The sequence below is a fragment of the Anoxybacteroides rupiense genome, assembly GCF_014196195.1.
GTDB lineage: Bacteria > Bacillota > Bacilli > Bacillales > Anoxybacillaceae > Anoxybacteroides > Anoxybacteroides rupiense.
In genome coordinates this window covers 503,670-528,928 of the sequence record NZ_JACIDF010000001.1, presented here as the reverse complement: position 1 = coordinate 528,928, position 25,259 = coordinate 503,670, and the positions used below count along the sequence as shown (strand labels likewise).

19 protein-coding genes and 1 other annotated feature are annotated in these 25,259 nt (G+C 45.4%); of the genes, 17 read left to right on the top strand and 2 right to left on the bottom strand.

Annotation, left to right across the window (positions count from 1 at the left end):
- Positions 1 to 337: 337 nt before the first annotated feature.
- Positions 338 to 555 (top strand) — a binding site (T-box leader).
- A gap of 53 nt (positions 556 to 608) precedes the next feature.
- From ileS to pyrE, 13 genes are all read left to right on the top strand, one after another.
- Positions 609 to 3,383 carry an isoleucine--tRNA ligase gene (gene ileS, locus GGQ95_RS02440; protein WP_183186292.1) on the top strand — a complete coding sequence of 925 codons (2,775 nt, stop codon included), beginning with the start codon at positions 609 to 611 and terminating at the stop codon, positions 3,381 to 3,383.
- Between the two features lie 425 nt (positions 3,384 to 3,808).
- Complete coding sequence (gene lspA, locus GGQ95_RS02435; protein ID WP_183186348.1) at positions 3,809 to 4,291, top strand: signal peptidase II; 483 nt, start codon at positions 3,809 to 3,811, stop codon at positions 4,289 to 4,291.
- Positions 4,291 to 5,202, top strand: a complete 912-nt coding sequence (locus tag GGQ95_RS02430; RefSeq protein ID WP_066147161.1) for an RluA family pseudouridine synthase — start codon at positions 4,291 to 4,293, stop codon at positions 5,200 to 5,202. Before lspA ends, GGQ95_RS02430 begins: the two co-directional genes overlap by 1 nt.
- A 159-nt stretch (positions 5,203 to 5,361) precedes the next feature.
- Positions 5,362 to 5,904 (top strand): bifunctional pyr operon transcriptional regulator/uracil phosphoribosyltransferase PyrR, encoded by a 543-nt coding sequence (pyrR, locus tag GGQ95_RS02425; RefSeq protein ID WP_066147163.1) that lies wholly within the window; start codon positions 5,362 to 5,364, stop codon positions 5,902 to 5,904.
- 152 nt (positions 5,905 to 6,056) lie between these two features.
- Positions 6,057 to 7,358 (top strand): solute carrier family 23 protein, encoded by a 1,302-nt coding sequence (locus GGQ95_RS02420; RefSeq protein WP_066147165.1) that lies wholly within the window; start codon positions 6,057 to 6,059, stop codon positions 7,356 to 7,358.
- A 169-nt stretch (positions 7,359 to 7,527) separates the two neighbouring features.
- Positions 7,528 to 8,460: an aspartate carbamoyltransferase catalytic subunit gene (locus GGQ95_RS02415; RefSeq protein ID WP_183186291.1), complete on the top strand. Its 933-nt coding sequence runs from the start codon at positions 7,528 to 7,530 to the stop codon at positions 8,458 to 8,460.
- Positions 8,426 to 9,712: a dihydroorotase gene (pyrC, locus tag GGQ95_RS02410; protein WP_183186290.1), complete on the top strand. Its 1,287-nt coding sequence runs from the start codon at positions 8,426 to 8,428 to the stop codon at positions 9,710 to 9,712. Before GGQ95_RS02415 ends, pyrC begins: the two co-directional genes overlap by 35 nt.
- Entirely contained in the window at positions 9,709 to 10,803 is a 1,095-nt protein-coding gene (locus GGQ95_RS02405; RefSeq protein ID WP_044746569.1) for a carbamoyl phosphate synthase small subunit, read from the top strand. The genes pyrC and GGQ95_RS02405 overlap by 4 nt, the downstream gene beginning before the upstream one ends.
- Positions 10,796 to 13,993 (top strand): carbamoyl-phosphate synthase large subunit, encoded by a 3,198-nt coding sequence (carB, locus tag GGQ95_RS02400; protein ID WP_183186289.1) that lies wholly within the window; start codon positions 10,796 to 10,798, stop codon positions 13,991 to 13,993. Before GGQ95_RS02405 ends, carB begins: the two co-directional genes overlap by 8 nt.
- Complete coding sequence (locus GGQ95_RS02395) at positions 13,990 to 14,760, top strand: dihydroorotate dehydrogenase electron transfer subunit (RefSeq protein ID WP_066147175.1); 771 nt, start codon at positions 13,990 to 13,992, stop codon at positions 14,758 to 14,760. The genes carB and GGQ95_RS02395 overlap by 4 nt, the downstream gene beginning before the upstream one ends.
- The gene (locus GGQ95_RS02390) at positions 14,757 to 15,698 is read left to right on the top strand and encodes a dihydroorotate dehydrogenase (RefSeq protein ID WP_066147178.1); all 942 of its coding nucleotides are present in this window, start codon (positions 14,757 to 14,759) and stop codon (positions 15,696 to 15,698) included. Before GGQ95_RS02395 ends, GGQ95_RS02390 begins: the two co-directional genes overlap by 4 nt.
- On the top strand, positions 15,670 to 16,389 hold the full coding sequence (pyrF, locus tag GGQ95_RS02385; protein ID WP_183186288.1) for an orotidine-5'-phosphate decarboxylase: 720 nt from the start codon (positions 15,670 to 15,672) through the stop codon (positions 16,387 to 16,389). The genes GGQ95_RS02390 and pyrF overlap by 29 nt, the downstream gene beginning before the upstream one ends.
- Positions 16,386 to 17,009, top strand: a complete 624-nt coding sequence (gene pyrE / locus GGQ95_RS02380) for an orotate phosphoribosyltransferase (RefSeq protein WP_183186287.1) — start codon at positions 16,386 to 16,388, stop codon at positions 17,007 to 17,009. Before pyrF ends, pyrE begins: the two co-directional genes overlap by 4 nt.
- A gap of 301 nt (positions 17,010 to 17,310) precedes the next feature.
- On the opposite strand, the gene GGQ95_RS02375 is transcribed toward pyrE, so the two are convergent.
- Both GGQ95_RS02375 and GGQ95_RS02370 read right to left on the bottom strand, forming a co-directional pair.
- Entirely contained in the window at positions 17,311 to 18,204 is an 894-nt protein-coding gene (locus GGQ95_RS02375; protein ID WP_183186286.1) for a hypothetical protein, read from the bottom strand.
- A gap of 652 nt (positions 18,205 to 18,856) precedes the next feature.
- Entirely contained in the window at positions 18,857 to 20,569 is a 1,713-nt protein-coding gene (locus GGQ95_RS02370) for an Rqc2 family fibronectin-binding protein (protein WP_183186285.1), read from the bottom strand.
- Between the two features lie 104 nt (positions 20,570 to 20,673).
- Between GGQ95_RS02370 and GGQ95_RS02365 the strand changes: the two genes are divergently transcribed.
- From GGQ95_RS02365 to gmk, 4 genes are all read left to right on the top strand, one after another.
- Complete coding sequence (locus GGQ95_RS02365; protein WP_183186284.1) at positions 20,674 to 23,364, top strand: calcium-translocating P-type ATPase, SERCA-type; 2,691 nt, start codon at positions 20,674 to 20,676, stop codon at positions 23,362 to 23,364.
- Between the two features lie 70 nt (positions 23,365 to 23,434).
- The gene (locus GGQ95_RS02360; protein WP_066147189.1) at positions 23,435 to 24,310 is read left to right on the top strand and encodes a YicC/YloC family endoribonuclease; all 876 of its coding nucleotides are present in this window, start codon (positions 23,435 to 23,437) and stop codon (positions 24,308 to 24,310) included.
- Positions 24,311 to 24,365: 55 nt separating this feature from the next.
- On the top strand, positions 24,366 to 24,629 hold the full coding sequence (remA, locus tag GGQ95_RS02355; protein WP_044746195.1) for an extracellular matrix/biofilm regulator RemA: 264 nt from the start codon (positions 24,366 to 24,368) through the stop codon (positions 24,627 to 24,629).
- 14 nt (positions 24,630 to 24,643) lie between these two features.
- Positions 24,644 to 25,258 carry a guanylate kinase gene (gene gmk, locus GGQ95_RS02350; RefSeq protein ID WP_080860881.1) on the top strand — a complete coding sequence of 205 codons (615 nt, stop codon included), beginning with the start codon at positions 24,644 to 24,646 and terminating at the stop codon, positions 25,256 to 25,258.
- The last annotated feature ends 1 nt before the right edge of the window (position 25,259 follow it).

Sequence of the window (25,259 nt, the reverse complement as noted above, 5' to 3'; positions counted from 1 at the left end):
AGTAGGCGGGAGATGAATTTTGGTGGGCGTCAGCCAAAACGCATGATAGAATAAATGTATATCATGTTCTTTGTGAACGGGATATGAGGGGGCATGGAGAAAATCGCATACGAAAACCAAGCAAAGCCTTCCATGCGTAAAATATCCAAGGCACGAAAGAACCCCGACTAGGGTTGGAACGACCCGAAGTAACGCTCAGGAAGACGAAAGGTTCTTTTGTCGTAGAACTGAGAAGCTCCCACTTCAAGCGTTAGCTAAGTGGTGAGTAGTTTACCAGCTGTGCAGCTGAATGAAGGCGTATGAATGGATGACCATTCAAGTATAAGATACAATATTGTGATCAACGATGAAAGGGACAGTAGCTCTTTCATATGCTTATTGTAGCGAGCTGGGGACGGTGGAAGCCCGGCATAAGCGAAAGAGTGAAGATCACCCTGGAGTTCCCACGCTGAATTGGTGAGTAAGCGATGGCGCGTCATTCCCGTTACGAATGTAAAGAGGGCTATCATACATAGCCAATAAGGGTGGTACCGCGAGGCCGTTCTCGTCCCTTTTGGGAGAGAGCGGCTTTTTATATTTGATGATGATGAAGATGGAGGAATGTGGAGATGGACTATAAAGATACATTATTGATGCCGCAAACAAATTTTCCAATGCGTGGAAATCTCCCGCGGCGCGAACCGCAAATGCAAACAAAATGGGAAGAGATGGATATCTATCGAAAAGTTCAGGAGCGCACGAAAGGACGTCCGCTATTTGTGCTGCATGATGGCCCTCCATATGCAAATGGTGATATCCATATGGGGCATGCGCTCAATAAAATTCTCAAAGATTTTATCGTTCGCTATAAATCAATGAGCGGTTACTGTGCTCCATATGTTCCTGGTTGGGATACACATGGGTTGCCAATTGAAACAGCCTTGACAAAAAATAAAGGTGTCAACCGCAAGACAATGAGTGTTGCGGACTTCCGTAAACTTTGTGAAGAGTATGCTTATGAACAAATTGACAGTCAGCGTCAGCAATTTAAGCGTCTCGGGGTTCGCGGTGATTGGAACAATCCATATGTCACATTAAAGCCGGAATATGAAGCTCAGCAAATCAAAGTATTTGGCGAGATGGCGAAAAAAGGGCTCATTTATAAAGGCCTAAAGCCTGTATACTGGTCTCCATCCAGCGAATCAGCATTAGCTGAAGCAGAGATTGAATATAAAGATAAACGCTCTCCATCTATTTATGTGGCTTTCCCTGTTAAAGATGGAAAAGGCGTTCTTGAAGGTGACGAGAAAATTATCATTTGGACAACGACCCCTTGGACGATTCCTGCTAACTTAGGAATTGCCGTCCATCCGAACTTAGAATATAGCGTTGTTCGAGTCAATGATGAAAAATATGTAGTTGCTTCTGCTCTCCTCCCTTCGGTCAAAAAAGAAATTGGCTGGGAGGAAGCGGAGGTGATCAAAACACTGAAAGGAAACGAGCTTGAGTACGTCGTAGCGAAGCATCCGTTTTATGAACGTAATTCACTCGTCGTTTGCGGTGAACATGTTACAACCGATGCAGGAACAGGATGCGTCCATACAGCGCCGGGACATGGGGAGGATGATTTCCTCATCGGACAAAAATATCATCTCGGCGTGCTTTGTCCGGTTGATGAACGAGGCTATATGACAGAGGAAGCCCCGGGATTTGCAGGATTGTTCTACGATGATGCCAACAAAGCTGTGACAGAAAAGTTAAAAGAAGCGGGTGCATTATTAAAACTGCAGTTTATTACGCACTCATACCCACACGATTGGAGAACAAAGCAACCGACCATTTTCAGGGCAACAGCACAATGGTTTGCTTCCATTGATCAAATTCGCGATGAATTACTAAAAGCTGTTCAAGAGACTAAATGGATCCCTGCTTGGGGAGAAACGCGTTTATATAACATGGTTCGTGACCGAGGCGACTGGTGTATCTCGCGACAACGCGCATGGGGAGTACCGATCCCGGTCTTTTATGCAGAGGACGGTGAGCCAATCATCACGGATGAAACGATTGAACACGTATCCAACCTATTTAGACAATATGGTTCAAACATCTGGTTTGAGAGAGAAGCAAAAGATTTGCTTCCAGAAGGCTTTACTCATCCATCAAGCCCGAATGGCATTTTTACAAAAGAGACAGACATTATGGATGTGTGGTTTGATTCAGGCTCATCACATCAAGCTGTTTTAGAGGAACGTGATGATCTGCAGCGCCCAGCGGACCTTTATCTGGAAGGATCTGACCAATATCGCGGCTGGTTTAACTCTTCGCTTTCCACAGCTGTTGCTGTGACGGGAAAAGCACCATATAAAGCCGTATTAAGCCATGGCTTTGTGCTTGACGGGGAAGGACGCAAGATGAGTAAGTCACTTGGAAATGTCGTCGTTCCAGCGAAGGTCATGGAACAATTAGGAGCCGATATCCTGCGGCTTTGGGTTGCTTCGGTTGATTATCAGGCAGATGTGCGTATTTCTGATAACATTTTAAAACAAGTAGCGGAAGTATATCGAAAAATTCGCAATACATTCCGTTTCTTGCTTGGCAACTTATTTGATTTTGATCCGCAAATTCATGCGGTCCCATTGGCAAAGCTGCGCGAAGTGGACCGCTATATGCTGGCGAAATTAAATCAATTAATCCAAAAGGTAAAGCATTCATATGAAAGATATGAATTTGCTACCATTTATCACGATATCAATAATTTCTGTACAGTAGATTTGAGTGCGTTCTATCTCGATTTTTCAAAAGATGTTCTTTATATTGAAACAGCTGATCATCAAGAACGCCGCTCTATTCAAACGGTTCTGTATGAGACGCTCGTCGCCTTAACGAAGCTTATGGCTCCAATTTTACCGCATACAGCCGATGAGGTATGGGGACATATTCCGAATCGAAAAGAAAAGGAAGAGAGCGTCCAGCTTGTTGATATGCCGGAAGTGCAAGAGCTGGAAGGAGCCGATCAGCTGCTAAAAAAATGGGATGCGTTTATGAGTGTGCGCGATGATGTTCTAAAAGCATTAGAGATCGCACGAAATGAAAAAGTGATTGGTAAGTCATTGACAGCTAGCTTAATGGTTTATCCAACTCCGGAAACAAAGCAGCTGCTTGATTCCATCGCGGAAAGCTTGAAGCAGTTATTTATCGTTTCTGGATTTACGGTGGCAGGAGATTATGCCGAAGCGCCAGCAGAAGCACAAAAATTTGCGAGCATGGCGATTGTCGTCCAACAGGCAAAAGGAGACACTTGCGAGCGCTGCTGGGTTGTCACACCAGAAGTCGGCCAAGATAAAGAGCATCCGACTTTATGCCCACGCTGCGCGCAAATTGTTAAAGAATATAGCCAAGCATAAGAGGTCACGTTACAGCAAAAAGGCTGCCGTCACAGGCAGCCTTTTTTAGCTGATGCGCCGTTCGCGAAGCCTTTCGCTGTTGAACGACGTATATATAAGGGATTCATAATTCCGGCATTGACTCCATTTGCGAATGATCGAGATTAAACGAAAAGATGAAACATGTCCCCTATTCAAAAGCCGATTCGATTTTATGACGGTTGTCCGCCTGTCATATTGGTTCATTGGATCGGGGGTTTTGATATATTTATTGATATGGTTACCCGGGATTACATTGCGAAAATGGAAAGAGCGAAAGGTTCGCTCAATTGTATATAAGAGAAGAGCAATGTGTGCGAGGCCCGGCAGGTTTTGGACATATGCAAAAGCGTCTAAACATGCATTGTCTATTATTCGTCGGTTATGCTACAATTCATAAAGTACATATGTCAAGTTGTGGAGGGAGTTGCGTGTTTTATTATTTGATCGCCCTGATTGTCATTATCATTGACCAGTTTACAAAGTGGCTCGTGGCTACACGCATGCAAATAGGAGAAAGCATTTCAGTGATTCCGAATGTGCTTTATATTACGTCCCATCGAAATCGTGGCGCGGCGTGGGGAATTTTACAAGGTCAATTTTGGCTATTTTATTTAATTACGATCATTGTTGTGATCGGGTTAGTGTTCTATATTCGGCGTCTGCCGCGCGAAGAGCGTCTGTTTGGTGTCGCTCTTGGCTTTATGCTCGGCGGAGCGATCGGCAATTTTATTGACCGATTAGTTCGCAAGGAGGTTGTGGATTTTATTCATACATATATTTTTAATTTCCCGATTTTTAACATTGCGGATTCCGCCTTATGCATCGGGGTAGCCCTTGTCTTTTTACAAACCTTTATTGGCGGAGCGAAGAAAAAGGAGAATCAGTAATGGATGTAATACAGTTTCAGATTGAGGAAGCGTATGACCGCGAACGAATTGATAAAGTCATTGCTGCTTTAAATGGCGAATGGTCTCGCTCACAGGTTCAGCAATGGATCAAAGATGGACTTGTGACCGTCAACGGAACGGAAATAAAAGCGAATTATAAATGTTCTGTCGGGGATGAAGTAGCGGTGGAACTTCCAGAGCCAGAACCACTGGATGTAGAGCCGGAAGAGATGTCATTAGACATTTATTATGAGGATGCCGATGTTTTGGTTGTAAACAAACCGAGAGGAATGGTTGTCCATCCAGCACCAGGTCATATGAGGGGGACGCTGGTTAACGGTTTGCTTGCCCATTGCAAGGATTTATCAGGCATTAACGGCATACTTCGTCCTGGAATTGTTCATCGGATTGATAAAGACACATCTGGTTTGCTTATGGTAGCAAAAAATGATATGGCGCATGAAGCGCTGGTCAATCAGCTTGTTCATAAAACCGTCACGCGTAAATATAAAGCTATCGTTCACGGAGTCATTCCTCATGATTACGGTACGGTCGATGCTCCGATTGGCCGCGATCAACATGATCGTCAAAGCATGGCTGTTGTGGAGAATGGAAAGGAAGCTGTGACGCATTTTCGTGTTCTAGAGAGATTTTCTAATTTTACGTTTATTGAATGTCAACTAGAAACGGGAAGAACGCATCAGATTCGCGTTCATATGAAATATATTGGTTATCCGCTTGCCGGAGATCCAAAATATGGACCTAAAAAAACACTACCGATCAATGGACAGGCACTGCATGCAGGTGTACTTGGATTTACTCATCCACGGACAGGAGAGTATTTAGAATTCGAAGCACCGCTTCCGCATGAATTTGTCGAGGTTTTGGACATGCTTAGAAATAATCGTTGACAAAAGCTTTATCCGCTTTTACAATAAAGCTAAGTGAATAGTAGTCCTTTAAAATCAGTCCCGTGAGGCTGAGAAGGAGCCGGATCTAAATACAGCAAATGTGGTTGTTTTCTGCCCTCTCACCGATCGGTGGGAGGGTTTTTTGCGGAGGTGAAAAAAATGCAAAAGGCAGTAGTGATGGATGAACAGGCGATTCGCCGGGCCCTGACGCGCATTGCTCACGAGATTATTGAGCGAAATAAAGGAATTGAAAACTGTGTGCTTGTCGGCATTAAAACGCGCGGCATTTACTTAGCCAAGCGGCTGGCGGAGCGAATTGAACAGATCGAAGGCGCGGCGATGCCTGTCGGAGAGCTTGATATTACGCTATATCGCGATGATTTAACGGTAAAAACAGGCGATAAGGAACCGCTTGTAAAAGGATCTAATATTTCGTTTGATGTGACAAACCAAAAGGTTGTACTTGTAGATGACGTCTTATTTACGGGGCGGACGGTGCGTGCGGCCATGGATGCCATCATTGATTTTGGGCGTCCGGCGCAAATCCAGCTGGCTGTGCTGATTGACCGCGGTCACCGTGAACTGCCGATCCGCGCGGATTTTGTTGGCAAAAATGTACCGACCTCGAGTTCAGAAATTATTGTAGTAGAATTAAAAGAAGTGGATCAAGTGGATCAAGTCACCATTCATGAGAACGTGTAACCGCCCTTTTAAAGGCAGTCCTGAGAGACTGACAAAGGGGGTCAAATTGGTCTGCCGATTTTTTAGGCAACGATTGCACCCTCTTTGCATCATGTGGGCAAAGAGGGGTTTTTTTATGACTCAATCATAGTCGGAAGGAGATTGAAAAAACAATGAATAAGCCTGTATTGGGAATTAAAGATAGACCTTCGCCAGTTCAATGGTTGACGCTTAGTCTTCAACATCTGTTTGCCATGTTTGGCGCGACCATTTTAGTGCCTTATCTTGTCGGTTTAAGCCCTTCAATGGCTCTCATTTCCAGCGGTCTCGGAACACTCGCGTTTTTAATGATTACAAAATGGCAAGTTCCGGCCTATCTCGGTTCCTCCTTTGCCTTTATCTCACCGATTATTGCAGCAAAAGCGGCAGGAGGTCCTGGAGCAGCCATGGTTGGCAGCTTCTTAGCCGGTGCTGTCTATGGAATTGTCGCTTTAGTCATTAAAAGAGCCGGCTATCGTTGGATTATGAAATTATTGCCTCCGATTGTTGTCGGTCCTGTGATTATTGTCATCGGCCTCGGCCTTGCGAATACAGCCGTTGGCATGGCAATGAACGGTCCAGATGGAAAATATAATCTCACTTATTTTTCTGTAGCGCTTGTGACGCTTGCGGCAACCATTATCTGTTCCGTCTATTTGCGCGGTTTGCTTAGTTTAGTGCCAATTCTTATCGGGATTGTGGTTGGATATGTGTATTCTCTAGCAGTAGGAGTGGTGGATTTGTCTCCGATTGCTAAAGCTAAATGGCTTGAAATGCCAGATTTCTTGATTCCTTTTGTTGATTATCCTGTGCATGTAACGGGAAAGATTATTTTGCTGATGGTTCCGGTAGCGCTTGTCACATTGTCTGAACATATTGGCCATCAACTTGTATTAAGTAAAGTTGTTGGACAAGATTACATTAAAAAGCCTGGATTGCATCGCTCGATTTTGGGCGATGGAACAGCGACGATGATTTCTGCCTTAATTGGCGGACCGCCAAAAACGACATATGGAGAAAATATTGGTGTGCTTGCCATCACACGAGTGTATAGCGTGTATGTGCTGGCTGGCGCAGCGGCGTTCGCTATTATCTTTGGATTTATCGGAAAGGTGACCGCTTTAATCAGTACGATCCCAACCCCGGTTATGGGCGGAGTTTCGATCCTGCTGTTTGGAATTATCGCATCGTCCGGGTTGCGCATGCTCGTCGATAGCAAAATTGACTTTGGAGATAAACGAAACTTAGTGATTTCCTCTGTCATCTTGGTGATTGGCATTGGCGGAGCCATCTTAAAAGTGTCTGAGAATTTCCAGATTCAAGGAATGGCATTAGCGGCTATCAGCGGTGTTATTTTGAACTTGCTTTTGCCTGGACGCCCAGAAATAAATGAAAATATGTTTGAACTTGAAGAAAATAAAGATCATGTCGCGTAGTGCCGCCTTTTAATTAAGTCCTGTGAGACTTAAAAGGGTGTTGCTGTTCGCGCAAAAAAGAAATGAAAGTCATCATATGGCTTTCTTTCTGCACACCTTTTTGCGCCCAAAACTGTAGCACCCTGTCGAGTAAGGCAGGGTGCTTTTTTATAAAACAGGAGGGAATAAAATGAGCCATTTGCTTACCTTATCGGAATTGTCGCTCGATGATATACAAAATCTGCTTCATGAAGCAGAAAGGTTTCGACAGGGAGCCAGTTTTGCCAGTTCAAAACCGTTTTTTGTGGCGAACTTGTTTTTTGAACCGAGCACAAGAACAAAATGTAGCTTTGAAGTAGCAGAAAGAAGACTAGGACTCCATGTCGTACCATTCGATGCAGAAATGTCAAGCGTTCAAAAAGGAGAGACATTATATGACACGATCCGTACGCTGGAGTCGATTGGCGTGCAGACGGTCGTCATTCGCCATCCAGAGGACCGCTATTTTGAAACACTCCGCCATTCGATTCACATTCCAATCATCAATGCAGGGGATGGATGTGGCCATCACCCGACCCAATCATTGTTAGATTTGATGACCATCCAGCAAGAATTTGGAACGTTTCAAGGGATCACCGTTGCGATTGTCGGGGATATTCGCCATAGCCGAGTTGCTCGCTCGAATGCTGAAATATTGACAAGACTGGGTGCGACTGTCCTTTTTTCAAGTCCGGAGGAATGGAAGGATGAACGAAATGGTTATGGCACTTATGTTGATTTGGATGTGTCTGTAAAAGAGGCGGATGTCATCATGCTGCTTCGGATTCAGCACGAACGTCATGGAGAGAAGATGGGACTGACGAAAGAACAGTACCATCAACAATACGGATTAACGGTGGAACGGTCGCAAAAAATGAAAACGCGCAGCATCATTTTGCATCCCGCTCCTGTCAATCGCGGCGTTGAAATTGCTAGCGAGCTTGTCGAGTGCGAACGGTCGCGTATTTTTAAGCAAATGGAAAACGGCGTTTATGTGCGCATGGCGGTATTAAAAAGAGCTGTGGAAACTTGTGAAGGAGGAATCAAGCATGGCGGTTATTTTAAAAAATGCTCGTTTGCTTAATGAAGAAGGAGAGCTTGTGGCGACAGAGGTGAAAATGGTTGGGGATGTCATTACAGAGATCGCATCTCGCATTGATGCAGGAGAAGAGGATGAACAGGTAGATGTCGGCGGCCAGCTGCTCGCTCCAGGTTTGATCGATTTGCATGTCCATTTGCGTGAGCCGGGCGGTGAGCATAAGGAAACGATCGCATCAGGTTCATTAGCAGCGGCGAAAGGAGGATTTACAACGATTGCGGCCATGCCGAATACTCGTCCGGTTCCTGATACAAAGGAACAAATGGAATGGCTTCAAGAACGCATTCGCCAAACAGCCTATGTGAACGTCCTTCCATATGCTTCGATCACGATTCGCCAGCTTGGGAAGGAACGGACTGATTTTGCAGCGTTAAAGGCATCTGGGGCTTTCGCTTTTACGGATGATGGAGTAGGTGTGCAGAATGCGCGCATGATGTATGAAGCCATGAAGGAAGCAGCTGCCTTAGATATGGCTATTGTTGCCCATTGCGAAGAGGAAACACTTACATATAAGGGCTGTGTTCATGATGGGGAGTTCGCACGAAAATACGAACTCTTGGGCATCCCATCGATTGCCGAATCCGTTCACATTGCTCGCGATGTTTTATTGGCTGAAGCGGCTGGATGCCATTATCATGTTTGCCACATCAGCACAAAGGAATCTGTACGTGTGGTGCGTGAAGCCAAACGTGCTGGTATTCGCGTGACGGCCGAAGTGACGCCGCATCATCTCCTGCTTTGCGATGAAGATATTCCGGAGCTGGATGCCAATTTTAAAATGAATCCTCCGTTAAGAAGCAAAGAAGATCGCGCTGCATTGATCGAGGGACTGCTTGATGGGACGATCGATTTTATCGCAACTGACCATGCCCCGCATACGGAGGAAGAAAAGCGAGAAGACATGGAGCTGGCTCCATTTGGAATTGTTGGACTTGAGACAGCTTTTCCACTGCTCTATACAAATTTAGTTGAACCCCACATTTGTACGTTAAAGCAATTGATTGATTGGCTGACCAAAAAGCCAGCAGAAGCGTTTGGACTCCGGCAAGGAAAATTAGCGGTCGGCGCAAAAGCGGATTTGACGGTTATTGATTTGCAAACAGAGCATCCAATTGATCCAGATACGTTTGTGTCAAAAGGTAAAAATACCCCATTTGCTGGTTGGATATGTAAAGGTTGGCCAACGATGACGTTTGTGAACGGAAAACTTGTATGGCAGAAAGGGAGAGAGGAATGAAACGACAGCTTATTTTAGAAGACGGTACATTTTTTATTGGAGAAGCGTTTGGAAGTACAGCACAAAAAATGGGGGAGGTCGTGTTTAATACAGGAATGACAGGCTATCAAGAGATTTTATCAGACCCTTCCTATTGTGGTCAGTTTGTCACGATGACCTACCCTTTGATCGGTAATTATGGCATTAATCGTGATGATTTTGAAGCGATTGAACCGCATATTCATGGGCTGATTGTCAAGGAAGTATGCCGCACTCCTTCTAATTGGCGAAGTGAGATCACGATTGATGAATATTTGAAAGAAAAAAATATTCCTGGTCTTGCTGGAATCGATACAAGAAAGCTCACTCGCATGATTCGCCAGCACGGAACATTAAAAGGAATGATTTGTGATTTAGATGTCAGTGTTGCCGAGATCGTAAGCGATTTGAAGAAAACAAAGCTGCCGACCGATCAAGTGAAGCGGGTTTCTACGAAAAGCGCATATCCGAGCCCTGGACGGGGACATCGTGTTGTTTTGCTTGACTTTGGAATGAAACATGGAATTTTACGGGAATTAAATAAGCGGAACTGTGATGTCATTGTTCTTCCTTATCATGCAACCTCTCAGGATGTGCTAAACCTTCATCCTGATGGAGTGATGCTTTCAAATGGTCCTGGCGATCCAAAAAACGTTCCAGAAGCTATTGAGATGATTCGTGGCATTCTCGGTCGCGTTCCACTTTTTGGTATTTGTCTTGGCCATCAGCTGTTCGCGCTTGCCTGCGGGGCCGATACTGAAAAAATGAAATTCGGTCACCGCGGCTCGAACCATCCTGTGAAGCATCTTGCAACAGGAAAGGTGGCTATTACCTCGCAAAATCATGGCTATACGGTCATGGCATCATCATTAAAGCAAACACGTTTAGAAGTGACGCACGTGGCATTAAATGACGGAACGATTGAGGGGCTGCGCCATTTGGATTATCCGGCATTTACTGTGCAATATCATCCAGAAGCCTCTCCAGGCCCAGAGGATGCCAATCATTTGTTTGATGAATTTATTGCCATGATTGAACAGTTTAAAAAAGAGAGGGAGATCGTTCATGCCTAAACGTCAAGATATCGAAACGATTTTAGTGATCGGCTCTGGCCCAATTGTCATCGGACAGGCAGCGGAGTTTGACTATGCTGGAACACAGGCGTGTTTAGCCCTAAAAGAAGAAGGATATAAAGTCATTTTAGTCAACTCCAACCCTGCCACGATTATGACGGATACAGAGATTGCTGACAAAGTGTATATGGAACCATTGACGCTGGAGTTTGTTTCCCGCATCATCCGCAAAGAGCGTCCAGATGCGATCTTGCCGACGCTTGGGGGACAGACAGGCTTGAATTTAGCTGTGGAGCTTGCGGAAGCAGGCGTTTTAGAAGAATGTGGGGTCGAAATTCTTGGAACAAAGCTGGAGGCCATTCAGAAAGCTGAAGACCGGGAATTGTTCCGAGCGTTAATGAAGGAGTTAGGAGAGCCAGTTCCAGAAAGCGACATTATCCATAGTTTAGACGAAGCTTATGCATTTGTTGAAAAAATCGGCTATCCGGTTATCGTCCGCCCCGCTTTTACGCTTGGCGGGACAGGAGGAGGCATTTGTACAAACGAAGCAGAGCTGATTGACATTGTTTCCAGCGGTTTAAAAATGAGTCCGGTTCATCAATGCTTGTTAGAAAAAAGCATTGCCGGCTATAAAGAAATTGAATATGAAGTGATGCGCGATGCTCAAGATCACGCGATTGTCGTATGCAATATGGAAAATATCGATCCAGTAGGCATTCATACAGGGGACTCACTTGTCGTTGCTCCAAGCCAAACGTTAAGCGACCGAGAGTATCAATTGTTGCGCAACGCTTCCTTGCGCATTATTCGCGCTCTGGGCATTGAAGGAGGCTGCAATGTTCAATTGGCACTTGATCCTCACAGTTTCCATTACTATGTCATCGAAGTAAATCCGCGCGTAAGTCGCTCATCTGCGCTGGCGTCTAAGGCAACCGGTTATCCGATTGCAAAGCTAGCAGCCAAAGTTGCTGTCGGTTTAACGTTAGATGAGATCATGAATCCAGTAACAGGTCAAACATACGCCTGCTTTGAACCGGCTCTCGATTATGTGGTGACGAAAATTCCGCGTTTTCCATTTGATAAGTTTGAATCCGCGAACCGTCACCTTGGCACGCAAATGAAAGCGACGGGAGAGGTCATGGCAATCGGCCGAACATTTGAAGAATCGCTGCTGAAAGCTGTGCGCTCACTTGAGACAAACGTCCATCATTTAGAAATTAAAGAGGCTCGCCATGCTGACGATGAATTGATTGAAAAACGCATCCGCAAAGCGGGGGACGAGCGCCTTTTCTATATAGCGGAGGCTATTCGCCGCGGTATAGATATCGAGCAAATTCATGAATGGAGCCGAATTGACCGCTTTTTTTTACACAAGATTGCCCGCATTGTTCATTATGAAACGATGGTACGCGAGCATGTTGGAGATTTGGATGTGCTGCGAAAGGCAAAGCAAATGGGGTTTTCTGATGCAGCCATCTCAGAATTTTGGAACATGAATGAACGAGATGTATACCAATTAAGAAAACAAGCGGGGATTGTCCCTATTTACAAAATGGTTGATACGTGTGCCGCTGAATTTATGTCAGAAACTCCGTATTATTATGGAACCTATGAAGAAGAAAATGAATCGGTGGTGACGCAGAAGGAAAGCGTCGTTGTGTTGGGATCGGGCCCGATCCGCATTGGACAAGGCATCGAATTCGATTATGCGACCGTTCATTCTGTCTGGGCTATTAAAGAAGCAGGGTATGAGGCGATTATTATTAACAATAATCCGGAGACCGTATCGACAGATTTTAGTGTTTCAGACAAGCTCTATTTTGAACCACTAACGATCGAAGATGTGATGCATGTCATTGATCTGGAACAGCCGATTGGTGTCATTGTGCAATTCGGCGGGCAAACCGCCATCAATTTAGCTGCCGAATTAGCAGCGCGCGGTGTCCGTATTCTTGGCACCTCATTGGAGGATTTGGACCGCGCAGAAAATCGCGATAAATTTGAACAAACGCTGTCGCACTTAGGCATTCCGCAGCCGAAAGGAAAAACCGCTTATTCGGTTGAAGAATCGGTGCGGATCGCAGCTGAAATCGGCTATCCGGTGCTTGTTCGCCCATCGTATGTGCTCGGTGGCCGAGCGATGGAGATCGTCTATAAAGAGGCCGAGCTTTTATACTATATGGAACATGCAGTCAAAGTCAATCCGCAGCATCCCGTGCTAATAGATCGGTATTTAATCGGAAAAGAAATTGAAGTCGATGCCATTTCCGATGGAGAAACGGTATTCATTCCAGGCATTATGGAGCATATCGAGCGAGCGGGTGTCCATTCCGGCGATTCGATTGCGGTCTATCCACCGCAAACATTGACAGATGAGATTCAACAAAAAATCGTGGATTATACAATTAAACTGGCGAAGGGATTGCGCATTGTCGGACTGCTCAACATCCAGTTTGTCATGTACCAAAATGAAATATATGTGCTAGAAGTCAATCCACGTTCCAGTCGAACGGTTCCGTTTTTAAGCAAAATTACAAATGTGCCGATGGCCAACATCGCCACTAAAGTCATTTTAGGAGAAACGCTTGTTGAGCTTGGGTATCAAACAGGATTGAAACAAGCAAGTGAAGGGGTATATGTTAAAGCACCCGTCTTCTCATTTGCTAAACTGCGAAATGTTGATATTTCGCTTGGCCCGGAAATGAAATCAACAGGCGAAGTCATCGGAAAGGATGTAACATTTGAAAAAGCGTTATATAAAGGACTTTTAGCCTCTGGCATTCATATTCGTCCATATGGCGCGGTGTTGCTTACAGTGGCTGATAAAGATAAAGCTGAAGCGATTGAAGTAGCTCGCCGCTTTCATCATATTGGCTACCAGCTTCTTGCCACAAATGGTACAGCTGAAGCGTTGCGGGCCGCCCATATTCCGGTAACCATCGTGAACAAAATTCATTCGGAATCACCCAATATTTTAGATATTATCCGTCAAGGAAAAGCCCAAGTGGTCATTAATACGTTAACGAAAGGGAAGCAGCCAGAAAGTGACGGATTTCGAATTCGCCGTGAAGCGGTGGAAAACGGAATTCCATGCTTAACGTCGCTTGATACGGCAAAAGCCATGCTGCAGGTGATGGAGTCGATGACGTTTGCGATGACTGCGATGTCGGAAAAGAAGGTGCATGCATGAAAGTGGAAAAAATGACCATTGTTTATCATGAACCGATTGCCCGAAACATTTATCAGTTAATCCTAGGTGGAACACTTGTTCAAGAGATGAATGAAGCAGGGCAATTTGTCCATGTCAAAGTAGGAGAGCGTACAGATCCGCTATTGCGCCGTCCGCTTAGCCTTTGCGACATTAACAAAGAAGCAAGTGAGTGTACCATTATTTATCGAAAAGAAGGAGCGGGTACTGCGCTCCTTTCGGAAAAGAAAAAAGGAGAGGTCATTGATGTGCTCGGTCCGCTTGGAAACGGCTTTCCGCTTGAAGCCGTTCAAGCGGGACAGCGCGCGCTTCTTGTTGGGGGCGGTATTGGTGTTCCTCCTCTCTATGAACTGGCTAAGCAGCTTGTAAAAAAAGGGGTAACTGTGACGAGTATACTTGGCTTTCAAACACAAGATGTTATTTTTTATGAGCGAGAGTTTGCTTCGCTCGGTGAAATCTACATTGCTACTGCTGACGGTTCATACGGAACGAAAGGATTTGTGACCGATGTGATCGGCGGACGCGGGCTTTCGTTCGACGTGCTGTATGCGTGCGGTCCAAAGCCGATGCTAAAAGCGCTTGAGCAGAAGTTTCCGGATAAAGAGGTGTATCTTTCATTGGAAGAGCGGATGGGCTGCGGCATCGGCGCTTGTTTTGCCTGCGTTTGCCGCGTTCCTAACAATGAAACAGCCTACAAAAAAGTTTGTAGCGATGGTCCTGTATTTAAAGTCGGGGAGGTGGTGCTATGAGCCGTTTAGCGGTGGAATTGCCGGGGCTTTCCTTAAAGAATCCGGTTATGCCGGCTTCTGGATGTTTTGGATTCGGGCGGGAATACGCTAAGCTTTATGATTTAAGCCAATTAGGGGCCATTATGATCAAAGCAACAACACGTGAACCGCGTTTTGGCAATCCAACCCCAAGGGTTGCGGAAACGCCAAGCGGCATGCTCAATGCGATTGGACTGCAAAATCCAGGATTAGAAAAAGTGATCGAGGAAGAACTTTCATGGCTCGCGCAATACGATGTACCGATTATTGCCAATATCGCCGGCTCGACGATGGAGGATTATGTGGAAGTCGCCAAGCGGATTTCGCAAGCGCCGAATGTTCATGCTCTTGAGCTCAATATCTCATGTCCAAATGTAAAAAAAGGTGGCATTGCGTTTGGAACCGTACCAGAAGTAGCCGCTGAGCTCACTCGCCTCGTTAAGCAAGTATCCGCCGTCCCTGTCTATGTAAAGCTGTCGCCGAATGTGACGAACATTGTGGAAATGGCCAAGGCGATTGAAGCGGCGGGAGCAGATGGTCTGACCATGATTAATACGCTCCTTGGCATGCGAATCGATATAAAAACAGCTGAACCGATTTTGGCTAACCGTACAGGGGGACTTTCTGGTCCTGCGATTAAGCCGATCGCGATCCGCATGATTTATGAAGTAAGCCAAGCGGTATCCATTCCGATTATCGGCATGGGCGGAATTGCAACGGCTGAAGATGCTCTGGAATTTTTCTACGCCGGCGCCAGCGCTGTTGCGATCGGAACGGCAAATTTTGTCGATCCGTTTGTTTGTCCAACTATTGTGGCTGAGCTGCCGGTATTACTTGACGAGCTCGGATTTGACCATATTTCTCAATGTATCGGAAGGAGCTGGAACAAAGGTGGACCAACCGTTTATTGTGGCACTTGATTTTCAATCGCGCGAAGAAGTCGAAGCGTTTTTGCGTCCATTTGTCCGTGAGCCGCTTTTTGTAAAAGTTGGGATGGAACTGTATTATCAAGAAGGGCCTGACATCATCACCGCTTTAAAAAAGCAAGGACACCGCATTTTTTTAGATTTAAAGCTTCACGATATCCCAAATACGGTGAAGCAAGCGATGAAGGGGCTCGCCCGCCTTGGGATAGACTTAGTGAATGTTCATGCTGCTGGTGGGACCAGCATGATGAAAGCAGCATTAGAAGGATTGGAAGCGGGGACGCCAAGCGGAGCGCCTCGTCCAGCTTGTATAGCGGTCACACAACTGACGAGTACGAGTGAACAAATGATGCAACGCGAGCTTTGGATTTCACGGACGATGGCGGAAACAGTGCTTCACTACGCTTTGCTTGCCCAAGAAAGTGGCTTGGACGGCGTTGTTTGTTCCGCAAAGGAGGTACCGCTGATCCGTGAACACTGTGGAGCCTCATTTTTAACAGTGACTCCTGGCATCCGCTTTGCTGATGAGGAAGCGAACGATCAAGCGCGTGTTGTCACACCAAAAGAAGCTCGAAAGTTCGGTTCAAGCTTCGTTGTTGTTGGCCGCAGCATCACCCGAGCTGCTGATCCGCATGCGGCGTATGAGCGCCTTAAACAAGAATGGAATCAGGAGGAATCATCATGAACAAAGAAATTGCCACACATTTGCTGCAAATTGGCGCAGTTTCGTTACAGCCAAACGAACCGTTTATATGGTCATCCGGGTTGAAATCACCGATTTATTGCGACAACCGCCTGACACTTGCTTATCCACATGTGAGAAGCATAATCGCAGATGGATTGGCCCAGCTCATTCGCGCGCATTTTCCAGATGTGGAGATTATTGCGGGAACAGCGACTGCCGGCATTCCGCATGCGTCATGGACGAGCGAGCGTCTTGGGTTACCGATGTGTTATGTGCGTAGCCAAGCAAAAGCACATGGAAGAGGAAAACAAATTGAGGGGAAAGTAGAGAGGGGACAAAAAGTCGTTGTTGTTGAAGATTTAATTTCTACGGGCGGCAGTTCGTTAACTGCTGTTGGTGCCTTAAAAGAAGCCGGATGTGATGTATTAGGCGTTGTTGCTATTTTTACATACGGCTTGGAAAAAGGAAAGCAAGCGTTTGCCGAAAGCGATGTACAAGTGCATACGTTGACGGATTATGACAGCCTCATTGAAACGGCGGTGGAGCTCGGCGTTGTGGGCGAACAAGACCTCGCGACGCTGCGCGATTGGCGAAAACAGCCGGAGGCATGGGGGAAATAAACATATATGTGGAGTGCGAATGATACGATCATTCGCGCTCTTTTTTTATTATGGCTTATGGTGTGAAAGAGTATTGAATTGTCAATCCGATGAAAGAGGCTGTGACGGTCTATGCTTTGAATGAAGAAGAGCTATATGAGCAAGCGGATATTCAAGTGCAGACAGGAACGGTGCAGTCTGCGTGTTTTCCTGACTTGCGCATCGATTTACAAAGAAACAACCGCCAATTGGCGGTTGCTGTTTATTTGAGGGAAATGATATCTTGTCAAAAGAGGAATAATCGTTGTATTTACGAGAGGAGTTACTTTGCTTTTAATGCGCGAATGGCATTTTCGTGCTCAAGCGAGCGAAAGGCAAGCGATTGGAGAACAAGCTCTTGACGTGCTTGTGAAGCGATAACATCATCCAGCTTTTGCAACGCTTCGGCGAGCGTTTGCTTTATCGTTGGAATTTCTTTAACCGTTTCCTGCATCTCCAGCACGGCTTGTTTGATAAACGGAATATCTTTTATATCTTCTTTTGTGGCCATTGTTTGTTCAATATGCTCGATCCGTTTCTCCATAGCGACCATATCGTCTTTGGTGGCCATGCGCCGTTCAATGCTGTTGAGATCGTCTTTGGTGGCCATGCGCTGCTCGATGCTGTTGAGATCGTCTTTAGTGGCCATGCGCTGCTCGATGCTGTTGAGATCGTCTTTAGTGGCCATGCGCTGCTCGATGCTGTTGAGATCGTCTTTGGTGGCCATGCGCTGCTCGATGCTGTTGAGATCGTCTTTGGTGGCCATGCGCCGTTCGATGCTGTTGAGATCGTCTTTGGTGGCCATGCGCTGCTCGATGTTGTTGAGATCGTCTTTGGTGGCCATGCGCTGCTCGATGTTGTTGAGATCGTCTTTGGTGGCCATTGTTTCCTCAATTTGCTGGATCCGCTTGTCCATTGCAGCCATGTCCTCTTTCGTCGCCATGGCATGTTCAACTCGATCAAAGCGCTTGTCGATGACAGTCAGATCGTCTTTTGTCGCCATGGTTTGCTCCACACGCTCGATCCGTTTGTTCATGGCAGCCAGATCGTCTTTTGTCGCCATGGTTTGCTCCACACGCTCGATCCGCTTCTCCATAGCAGCCATGTCCTCTTTCGTCGCCATATGATGACGCAAAAATGACAGCTCGTCAAAAATCCTACTCAATATCTGATCCATTTCATTTTTTCACCTCCTTTTTTGATTACGAGATTATTATAGCATCCTTTTATTGATGTTCTCTATCAATTTTAGAAGACTTCTCAGTAGATAAAAAAACATGAAACTTGTTTAACTTTATCCAGTTGAGAAGTCCCCCATTTCTAAGTCTTGTGCAACTTGATGAAAGTGGGAGACGAATTGACTTCGGGCAAGGACAGGCTTTTGCCTGTTTAACGTAATTTCCGAAAGAAGTCTCCCGCCTCAAGGAACGTGAAGGGCACAGCCCCGTGAGTAGACGGGAGATGAATGTCGGTTGGCGTTAGCCAAAACGCATGATAGAATACGTGTATATCAGGTTCTTTGTGAATGGGATATTAGGGGGTTGCATGGAGAAATCAAATGCGAAAACCGAGCCGAGCCTTCCATGCGTAAAATATCCAAGGTACAAAAGAACTCCGAATCGTCGGACATCTAGGGTGGGGACGACCCCAAGTAACGCTCAGGGAGACGAAAGGTAGCTTTCGTTGCGGAACTGAGAAGCTCCCACTTCGAAGCGCTAGCAAAGTGGCGATTCGTTCACAAGTCTGCTTTATGCAAGCCATTCCTTTTTCATGCCAAGATTCCAATAAAGCAAAAATTCCCTGTAATTTGAGTTCAAACCGTCTGTTCATCAGACGGTTTTTTTCATTTGAATTACCAATTCCTCATCCGGCGTGACGTATATGGTTTGTTGGTTTTCATAGATCACAAAGCCAGGCTTTGCTCCATTTGGTTTTTTGACATAGCGGATCCGCGTGAAGTCGACAGGCACGGAGCTTGATTGCCGCGCTTTGCTGAAATAGGCAGCAAGGTTAGCGGCTTCCGCAATTGTTTGTTGGGACGGATTTTTGCTGCGAATGACGACATGGGAGCCGGGAATGTCTTTTGTATGCAACCAAATTTCATCTTTTTGTGCGAGTTTGTTTGTCAAGTAGTCGTTTTGTTTATTGTTTTTACCAACGAGAATTTCCGTGCCATCGCTTGCTACGTAACGTTCGAGTTCAATCGTGCGCGGCTTTTGTTTTTTTTGTTTCGTAGCTTTTGCTCGTAAATAGCCTTGCTCGATCAGCTCATCACGAATTTCTTCGATATCTTTCGGTGCAGCGGTGTCGAGCTGCTGCAATAGCGTATCAAAATAAACGATTTCTTTGTTTGTCTGTTCGATTTGCTCTTGAACGATGTGAATAGCATTTTTCGCCTTTTGATATTTTTGAAAATAGCTTTGTGCATTTTCTGACGGTGACTTTTGTGCATCAAGCGGAATCATGACGGTTTCCCCGTTTGCATCGTAATAGTTGATGACCCCGATTTCTTTCATCCCTCGTTTGACTGCGTACAGATAGGCGGTTAACAGCTCCCCGTAAAGCCGATATTGCTCGGCTTGTTTTGCTTCTTCTAATGTTTGTTCCAATTTCAAAAGCTTTTTCTCATTTTTCGCCTTTTCATTGGCGACAAACCGTTCTAAATCGTGTGCCTGCTGTTTGACGCGGTCGCGCTCAGCCTTGCCAAAATAGAAGCGGTCAAGCATTTCTCCGAGCGTGACGAACGGCTTTGCTTCCGCCTGTAAATGCATAAGTGGCAGAACGTAAAACCATTCCTTTTGTCCATTTGTATATATACAAGGAGAAAAATGCCCGCTCTTTACTTCTTCCATAAGCGATATAAAGCTTTTTGGCAAAGTGGAGCGATTGGCGAGCCCTGCGCGGAAAGCCACCTCATTGGCAAACAGAGGCGAGAGGCCGGAAAAGGAAGCGACAAGCTGCTCTGGCAGCTTTCCAGCGTGAAAATCAAGTATTTTCATGATCATTTCTTCAGTGGCTTTCAGCGGATTGAGTTTACCGTGTGACGGTGGCGCTACGTATGGCTGGCCGGGAAGCACCGTGCGATAGCGGTTGATAGCCGGCGATAGATGCTTAATGCTGTCAATGATCCTATTTGTTTCTTTATCGATCAAGATGATGTTACTATGCCGTCCCATAATCTCTATCATTAGCTGCTTAATGGAGAGATCGCCAATTTCATTCCGTCCCTTTACTTCAATCATGATCACCCGATCAAAATCCATTTGCCGAATCGATTCAATGACGCTCCCTTCTAAATGCTTGCGTAAAAGCATGCAAAACATCGGCGGTTCAGCAGGGTTGTCATATCCTTCATTTGTAAGGTGAACACGTGCATAGCTAGGATGTGCCGATAGCAGCAATTTGTAATTTCGCCCATGGGAGCGGATGTAAAGCAACAGCTCGTGCTGAAAAGGTTGGTAAATTTTTGTGATTCGTCCTCCTTCAAGCATTTTCTTTAATTCGTTCGTCATAGCATATGTAAATATTCCGTCAAAAGCCATATGAAACACCTTTCTCATTTTTTATTTCTGCAATTATCATATCATTTTTTTGGACATGTCTGAATAAGCTTTCATAGAAAAGCGACAAGGGAGGAGGAGTAAGGATGCAATGGCATACGCTCGCGCCAAATGATGTAGCAAAGGAGGCACATACTGATCTTGCTAAAGGTTTAACAACGGAAGAAGCAACAAAACGGCTTAAGCGGTTTGGCTATAATGAACTAAAAGAGGCTAAAAAGCAATCGGCTCTCATTGTATTTTTGAATCAATTTCGCGATTTTATGGTTCTTGTTCTACTTGCAGCCACGATTATTTCCGGTTTTCTCGGAGAGTATGTTGATGCGATCGCGATTATTGTAATTGTGATTATGAATGCCTTTTTGGGCTTTTTTCAAGAACGACGCGCTGAAAAATCATTGGAAGCTCTCAAGCAGCTATCTGCTCCGCAAGCGACCGTATTACGCGACGGAGAATGGATGAAAATCCATTCTCAAGAGCTTGTTGTTGGCGATGTCATTAAATTTACCAGTGGTGATCGTATCGGTGCCGATGTAAGGTTAATTGATGCAAAGGGCTTAGAAATTGAAGAATCGGCATTGACAGGGGAGTCGGTGCCGACTGCAAAATTGGCAACACCGCTTGCAAATGAAAACACTGCAATTGGTGATTTGCATAATATGGCTTTCATGGGTACTCTTGTAACGCGAGGAAGTGGAGTGGGAGTTGTGATTGCCACAGGAATGAAAACCGCGATGGGGCAAATTGCGAACCTGCTACAAGAGGCGGAGACGGTCACGACTCCATTGCAGCGAAAATTAGAGCAGCTCGGTAAGATTTTGATTATTGTTGCTCTGCTGCTTACCGTTTTAGTTGTCGTTGTCGGCGTTATTCAAGGTCATGAACTGTATGAAATGTTTTTAGCGGGAGTGTCACTGGCGGTTGCCGCTATTCCGGAAGGGCTTCCTGCTATTGTGACCATTGCCTTGGCGCTTGGTGTACAGCGGATGATTAAGAAAAACGCGATCGTTCGGAAGCTCCCTGCTGTAGAAACGTTAGGTTGTGCATCTGTCATTTGCTCTGATAAAACAGGAACAATGACGGAAAACATGATGACAGTAACAAACATATGGGCGAGCGGAAGGATGTGGACAGTCAGCGGAACGGGGCTTGAACTGAAAGGAGAATTTTATGAAAATGAACGGCCTATCAATATCAAAAAAGAAGCGGTACTGCAGCAGTTGCTGACATTTAGCGTCCTTTGCAATAGCTCGCAAATTAAGGAAAAGGAACATCGACGGTATATCGACGGGGATCCGACGGAGGGCGCGCTGCTTGTGGCAGCGGCAAAGGCAGGATTAACAAAAGCACAGCTAGAATCAGAGTTTACGGTTGAGCAGGAATTTCCGTTCGATTCGGAACGAAAAATGATGACAGTCATTGTGAAAGATAAATCAGGGAGAAGATGGATTATTACGAAAGGGGCTCCCGATGTACTTCTTGAAATTAGCGGACATATATGGTGGAACGGACGCACACAACCGATGACAGCGGACTGGCGAAAAACGGTGCATCATGTCATCCATGCAATGGCCGGTAAGGCGTTGCGTACGATTGCTGTAGCCTACCGTCCGCTAACTGCAAAGGAACAGATTCCATCGGAAAAAGAAGCAGAAAAAGGCTTGACGTTGATGGGGATTCAAGGAATGATTGATCCACCGCGTCCGGAAGTAAAGAAAGCCGTACAGCAGTGTAAAGAGGCGGGCATTAAAACGGTGATGATTACGGGAGATCATTTGTTGACAGCAAAAGCGATTGCGAAACAGCTCGGTATTTTGCCACCAAAAGGAAAGATCATGGATGGTCCAACATTATCCCGGCTTTCGGTTGATGAGCTTGAAGAAGTCGTCGATGACATTTATGTGTTTGCGCGCGTGTCGCCGGAGCATAAACTAAAAATCGTGAAAGCTTTACAGAGAAGAGGACATGTGGTTGCTATGACCGGAGATGGAGTGAATGACGCTCCTGCGATTAAGGCAGCAGATATCGGGGTAGCGATGGGGAAATCCGGTACGGATGTAGCGAAGGAAGCGGCATCTCTTGTATTATTAGATGACAACTTCGCGACCATTCAATCGGCCATTCATGAGGGAAGAAACATTTACGAGAACATTCGCAAATTCATTCGCTACTTGCTTGCATCAAATGTTGGCGAAATTTTAGTGATGCTGTTTGCCATGCTGTTAGCACTGCCACTTCCGCTTGTACCGATTCAAATTTTATGGGTAAATTTAGTGACAGATGGGCTGCCAGCTATGGCCTTAGGGCTGGATCGTGCTGAAGAAAATGTCATGAGACGGAGACCAAGGCATCCAAAAGAAGGAGTGTTTTCTAGAGGGCTTGGCTGGAAAATCGTTAGCCGCGGGGTGATTATTGGGATTGTAACACTAGCCGCATTTATGACGGTTTATGAACGAAGTGGGAATAATTTGGCGTATGCGCAAACAGTGGCGTTTGCGACATTGGTGATGGCTCAACTTATTCACGTGTTTGATTGCCGTTGTGAACGATCCATTTTTGACCGCAATCCTCTCGGAAATATGTATCTGGTTTGGGCTGTATTGCTCTCCCTATTGCTGGTGCTTGTGGTGATTTATTATCCTCCGCTGCAACGTGTGTTCCATACGGTTTCAGTTGAGCTGCTTGATTGGATTTTAATCGTTGGGCTCGCGGCGCTGCCGACATTTTTGTTTGCTGGGTCGTTTTTAACAAGAAAATCACGAACAAATATGTTATAATATGCAAGGTGATAGAGAAGTTTCTCTATGGCCTTTTCTTTTTGTATGTTAACATAATGGGTGTGATAGTATGGTATACAGCATGACAGGCTTTGGAAGAAGCAAAACAACAAATGGTTCAATGGGAGTAACAGTCGAAGTAAAATCTGTGAATCATCGCTTTTGTGAAATTTCTGTTCGCATGCCTAGACAACTATTTATCTTTGAAGATAAAATAAAAAAAGTGATTTCGCAGTATGTACACAGAGGAAGAGTAGAAGTTTTTATCGCCATTGAAGGAGAAGGATGGACAAATCGCAAGCTCCAAGTCGATTGGCAGCTGATGAGCGATTATTACGAACAGCTAAAAGAAGCAAATCATCGTTTCTCACTTCATGATTCTATTACTTTATCGCATTTATTCCAGCTTGAAGGAGTAGCTGAGATCATTGAAGAAGGAGCAGGCAATGAAGAAATTGAACACCTGCTCATATCGGCTGTCAATGAAGCGGCTCAGCAGCTGAAAACGATGCGTGAAAAAGAGGGGAAGGCATTGCTTTCCGATGTACAGGAGCAATTGGCGACGCTTAAACAATGTGTACAAAATGTGCAGCATCTTGCTCCTGAAGCTATTGAGCAATATCGGGAGCGATTGACGAAACGCATGAAGGAATTGGTGCAGGGAGACGTAGATGAGGCTCGCCTTTTAACGGAAGTCGCCATTTTCGCGGAAAAAACGGATATTAATGAAGAGCTCAAACGAATTCGTAGCCATATTGAGCAGTTTGTCCAAACATTGCATCATCAAGAACCGATCGGGCGAAAGCTGGATTTTTTAATTCAAGAGCTCAATCGTGAAGTAAATACGATTGGTTCAAAAGCTAATGATAGCCGCATTGCTGTACAAGTTGTTGAAATGAAGAGCGCACTTGAAAAAGTAAAAGAGCAGGTACAAAATATAGAGTAATCGTTTATAATGGCTAGGTTGCGGCAACAATAATTTTTATGGTAGGTGGAGTTCGGTGGGAGTTAAACTTGTCAATATCGGCTACGGAAATATGGTTTCAGCCTCTCGAATCATATCGATTGTTAATCCCGATTCCGCTCCGATTAAGCGGATTGTTCAAGATGCGAGAGAGTGCGGCAAACTTGTGGATGCCACTCATGGCAGAAGAACCCGAGCGGTCATTATCATGGATAGCGATCATGTTGTTTTATCATCGGTGCAGCCAGAAACCGTGGCACATCGATTATATGAGCGTGAAGATTTATCAGAGGAAGGGTAGGTTTCTATATTTTTATGAGCGAAAGAGGGTTATTAATCGTATTATCAGGACCATCCGGCGTTGGAAAAGGGACGGTGCGCAAGGCGTTATTCTCGCAAGCCGATATTAATTTGCATTATTCGATTTCAGTGACGACGCGAAAGCCGCGTGAGGGAGAAGTAGACGGGATTGACTACTTTTTTACAACACGCGAAGAGTTCGAGCAAATGATTCGCGACCATAAGCTGCTTGAGTGGGCTGAATATGTCGGCAACTATTATGGTACGCCGATTGATTACGTTGAGAAGACGCTGCAGGAAGGCAAGGATGTCTTTCTTGAAATCGAGGTGCAGGGAGCGCTGCAAGTACGCAAGGCATTTCCGGAAGGATTGTTTATTTTTCTTGCCCCGCCAAGCTTAAATGAGCTAAAAAATCGAATTGTTACTAGAGGAACTGAAACAGAAGAGCTGATTAACGACCGCATGAAAGCGGCAAGAGAAGAATTAGAAATGATGGATGCCTATGACTATGTCGTAGAAAATGACCGGGTCGAATTAGCGTGCGAGCGCATTAAAGCCATTGTCACAGCTGAACATTGCAAGCGCGAGCGCGTGGCACAACGGTATAAAAAAATGTTGGAGGTTGAATAAA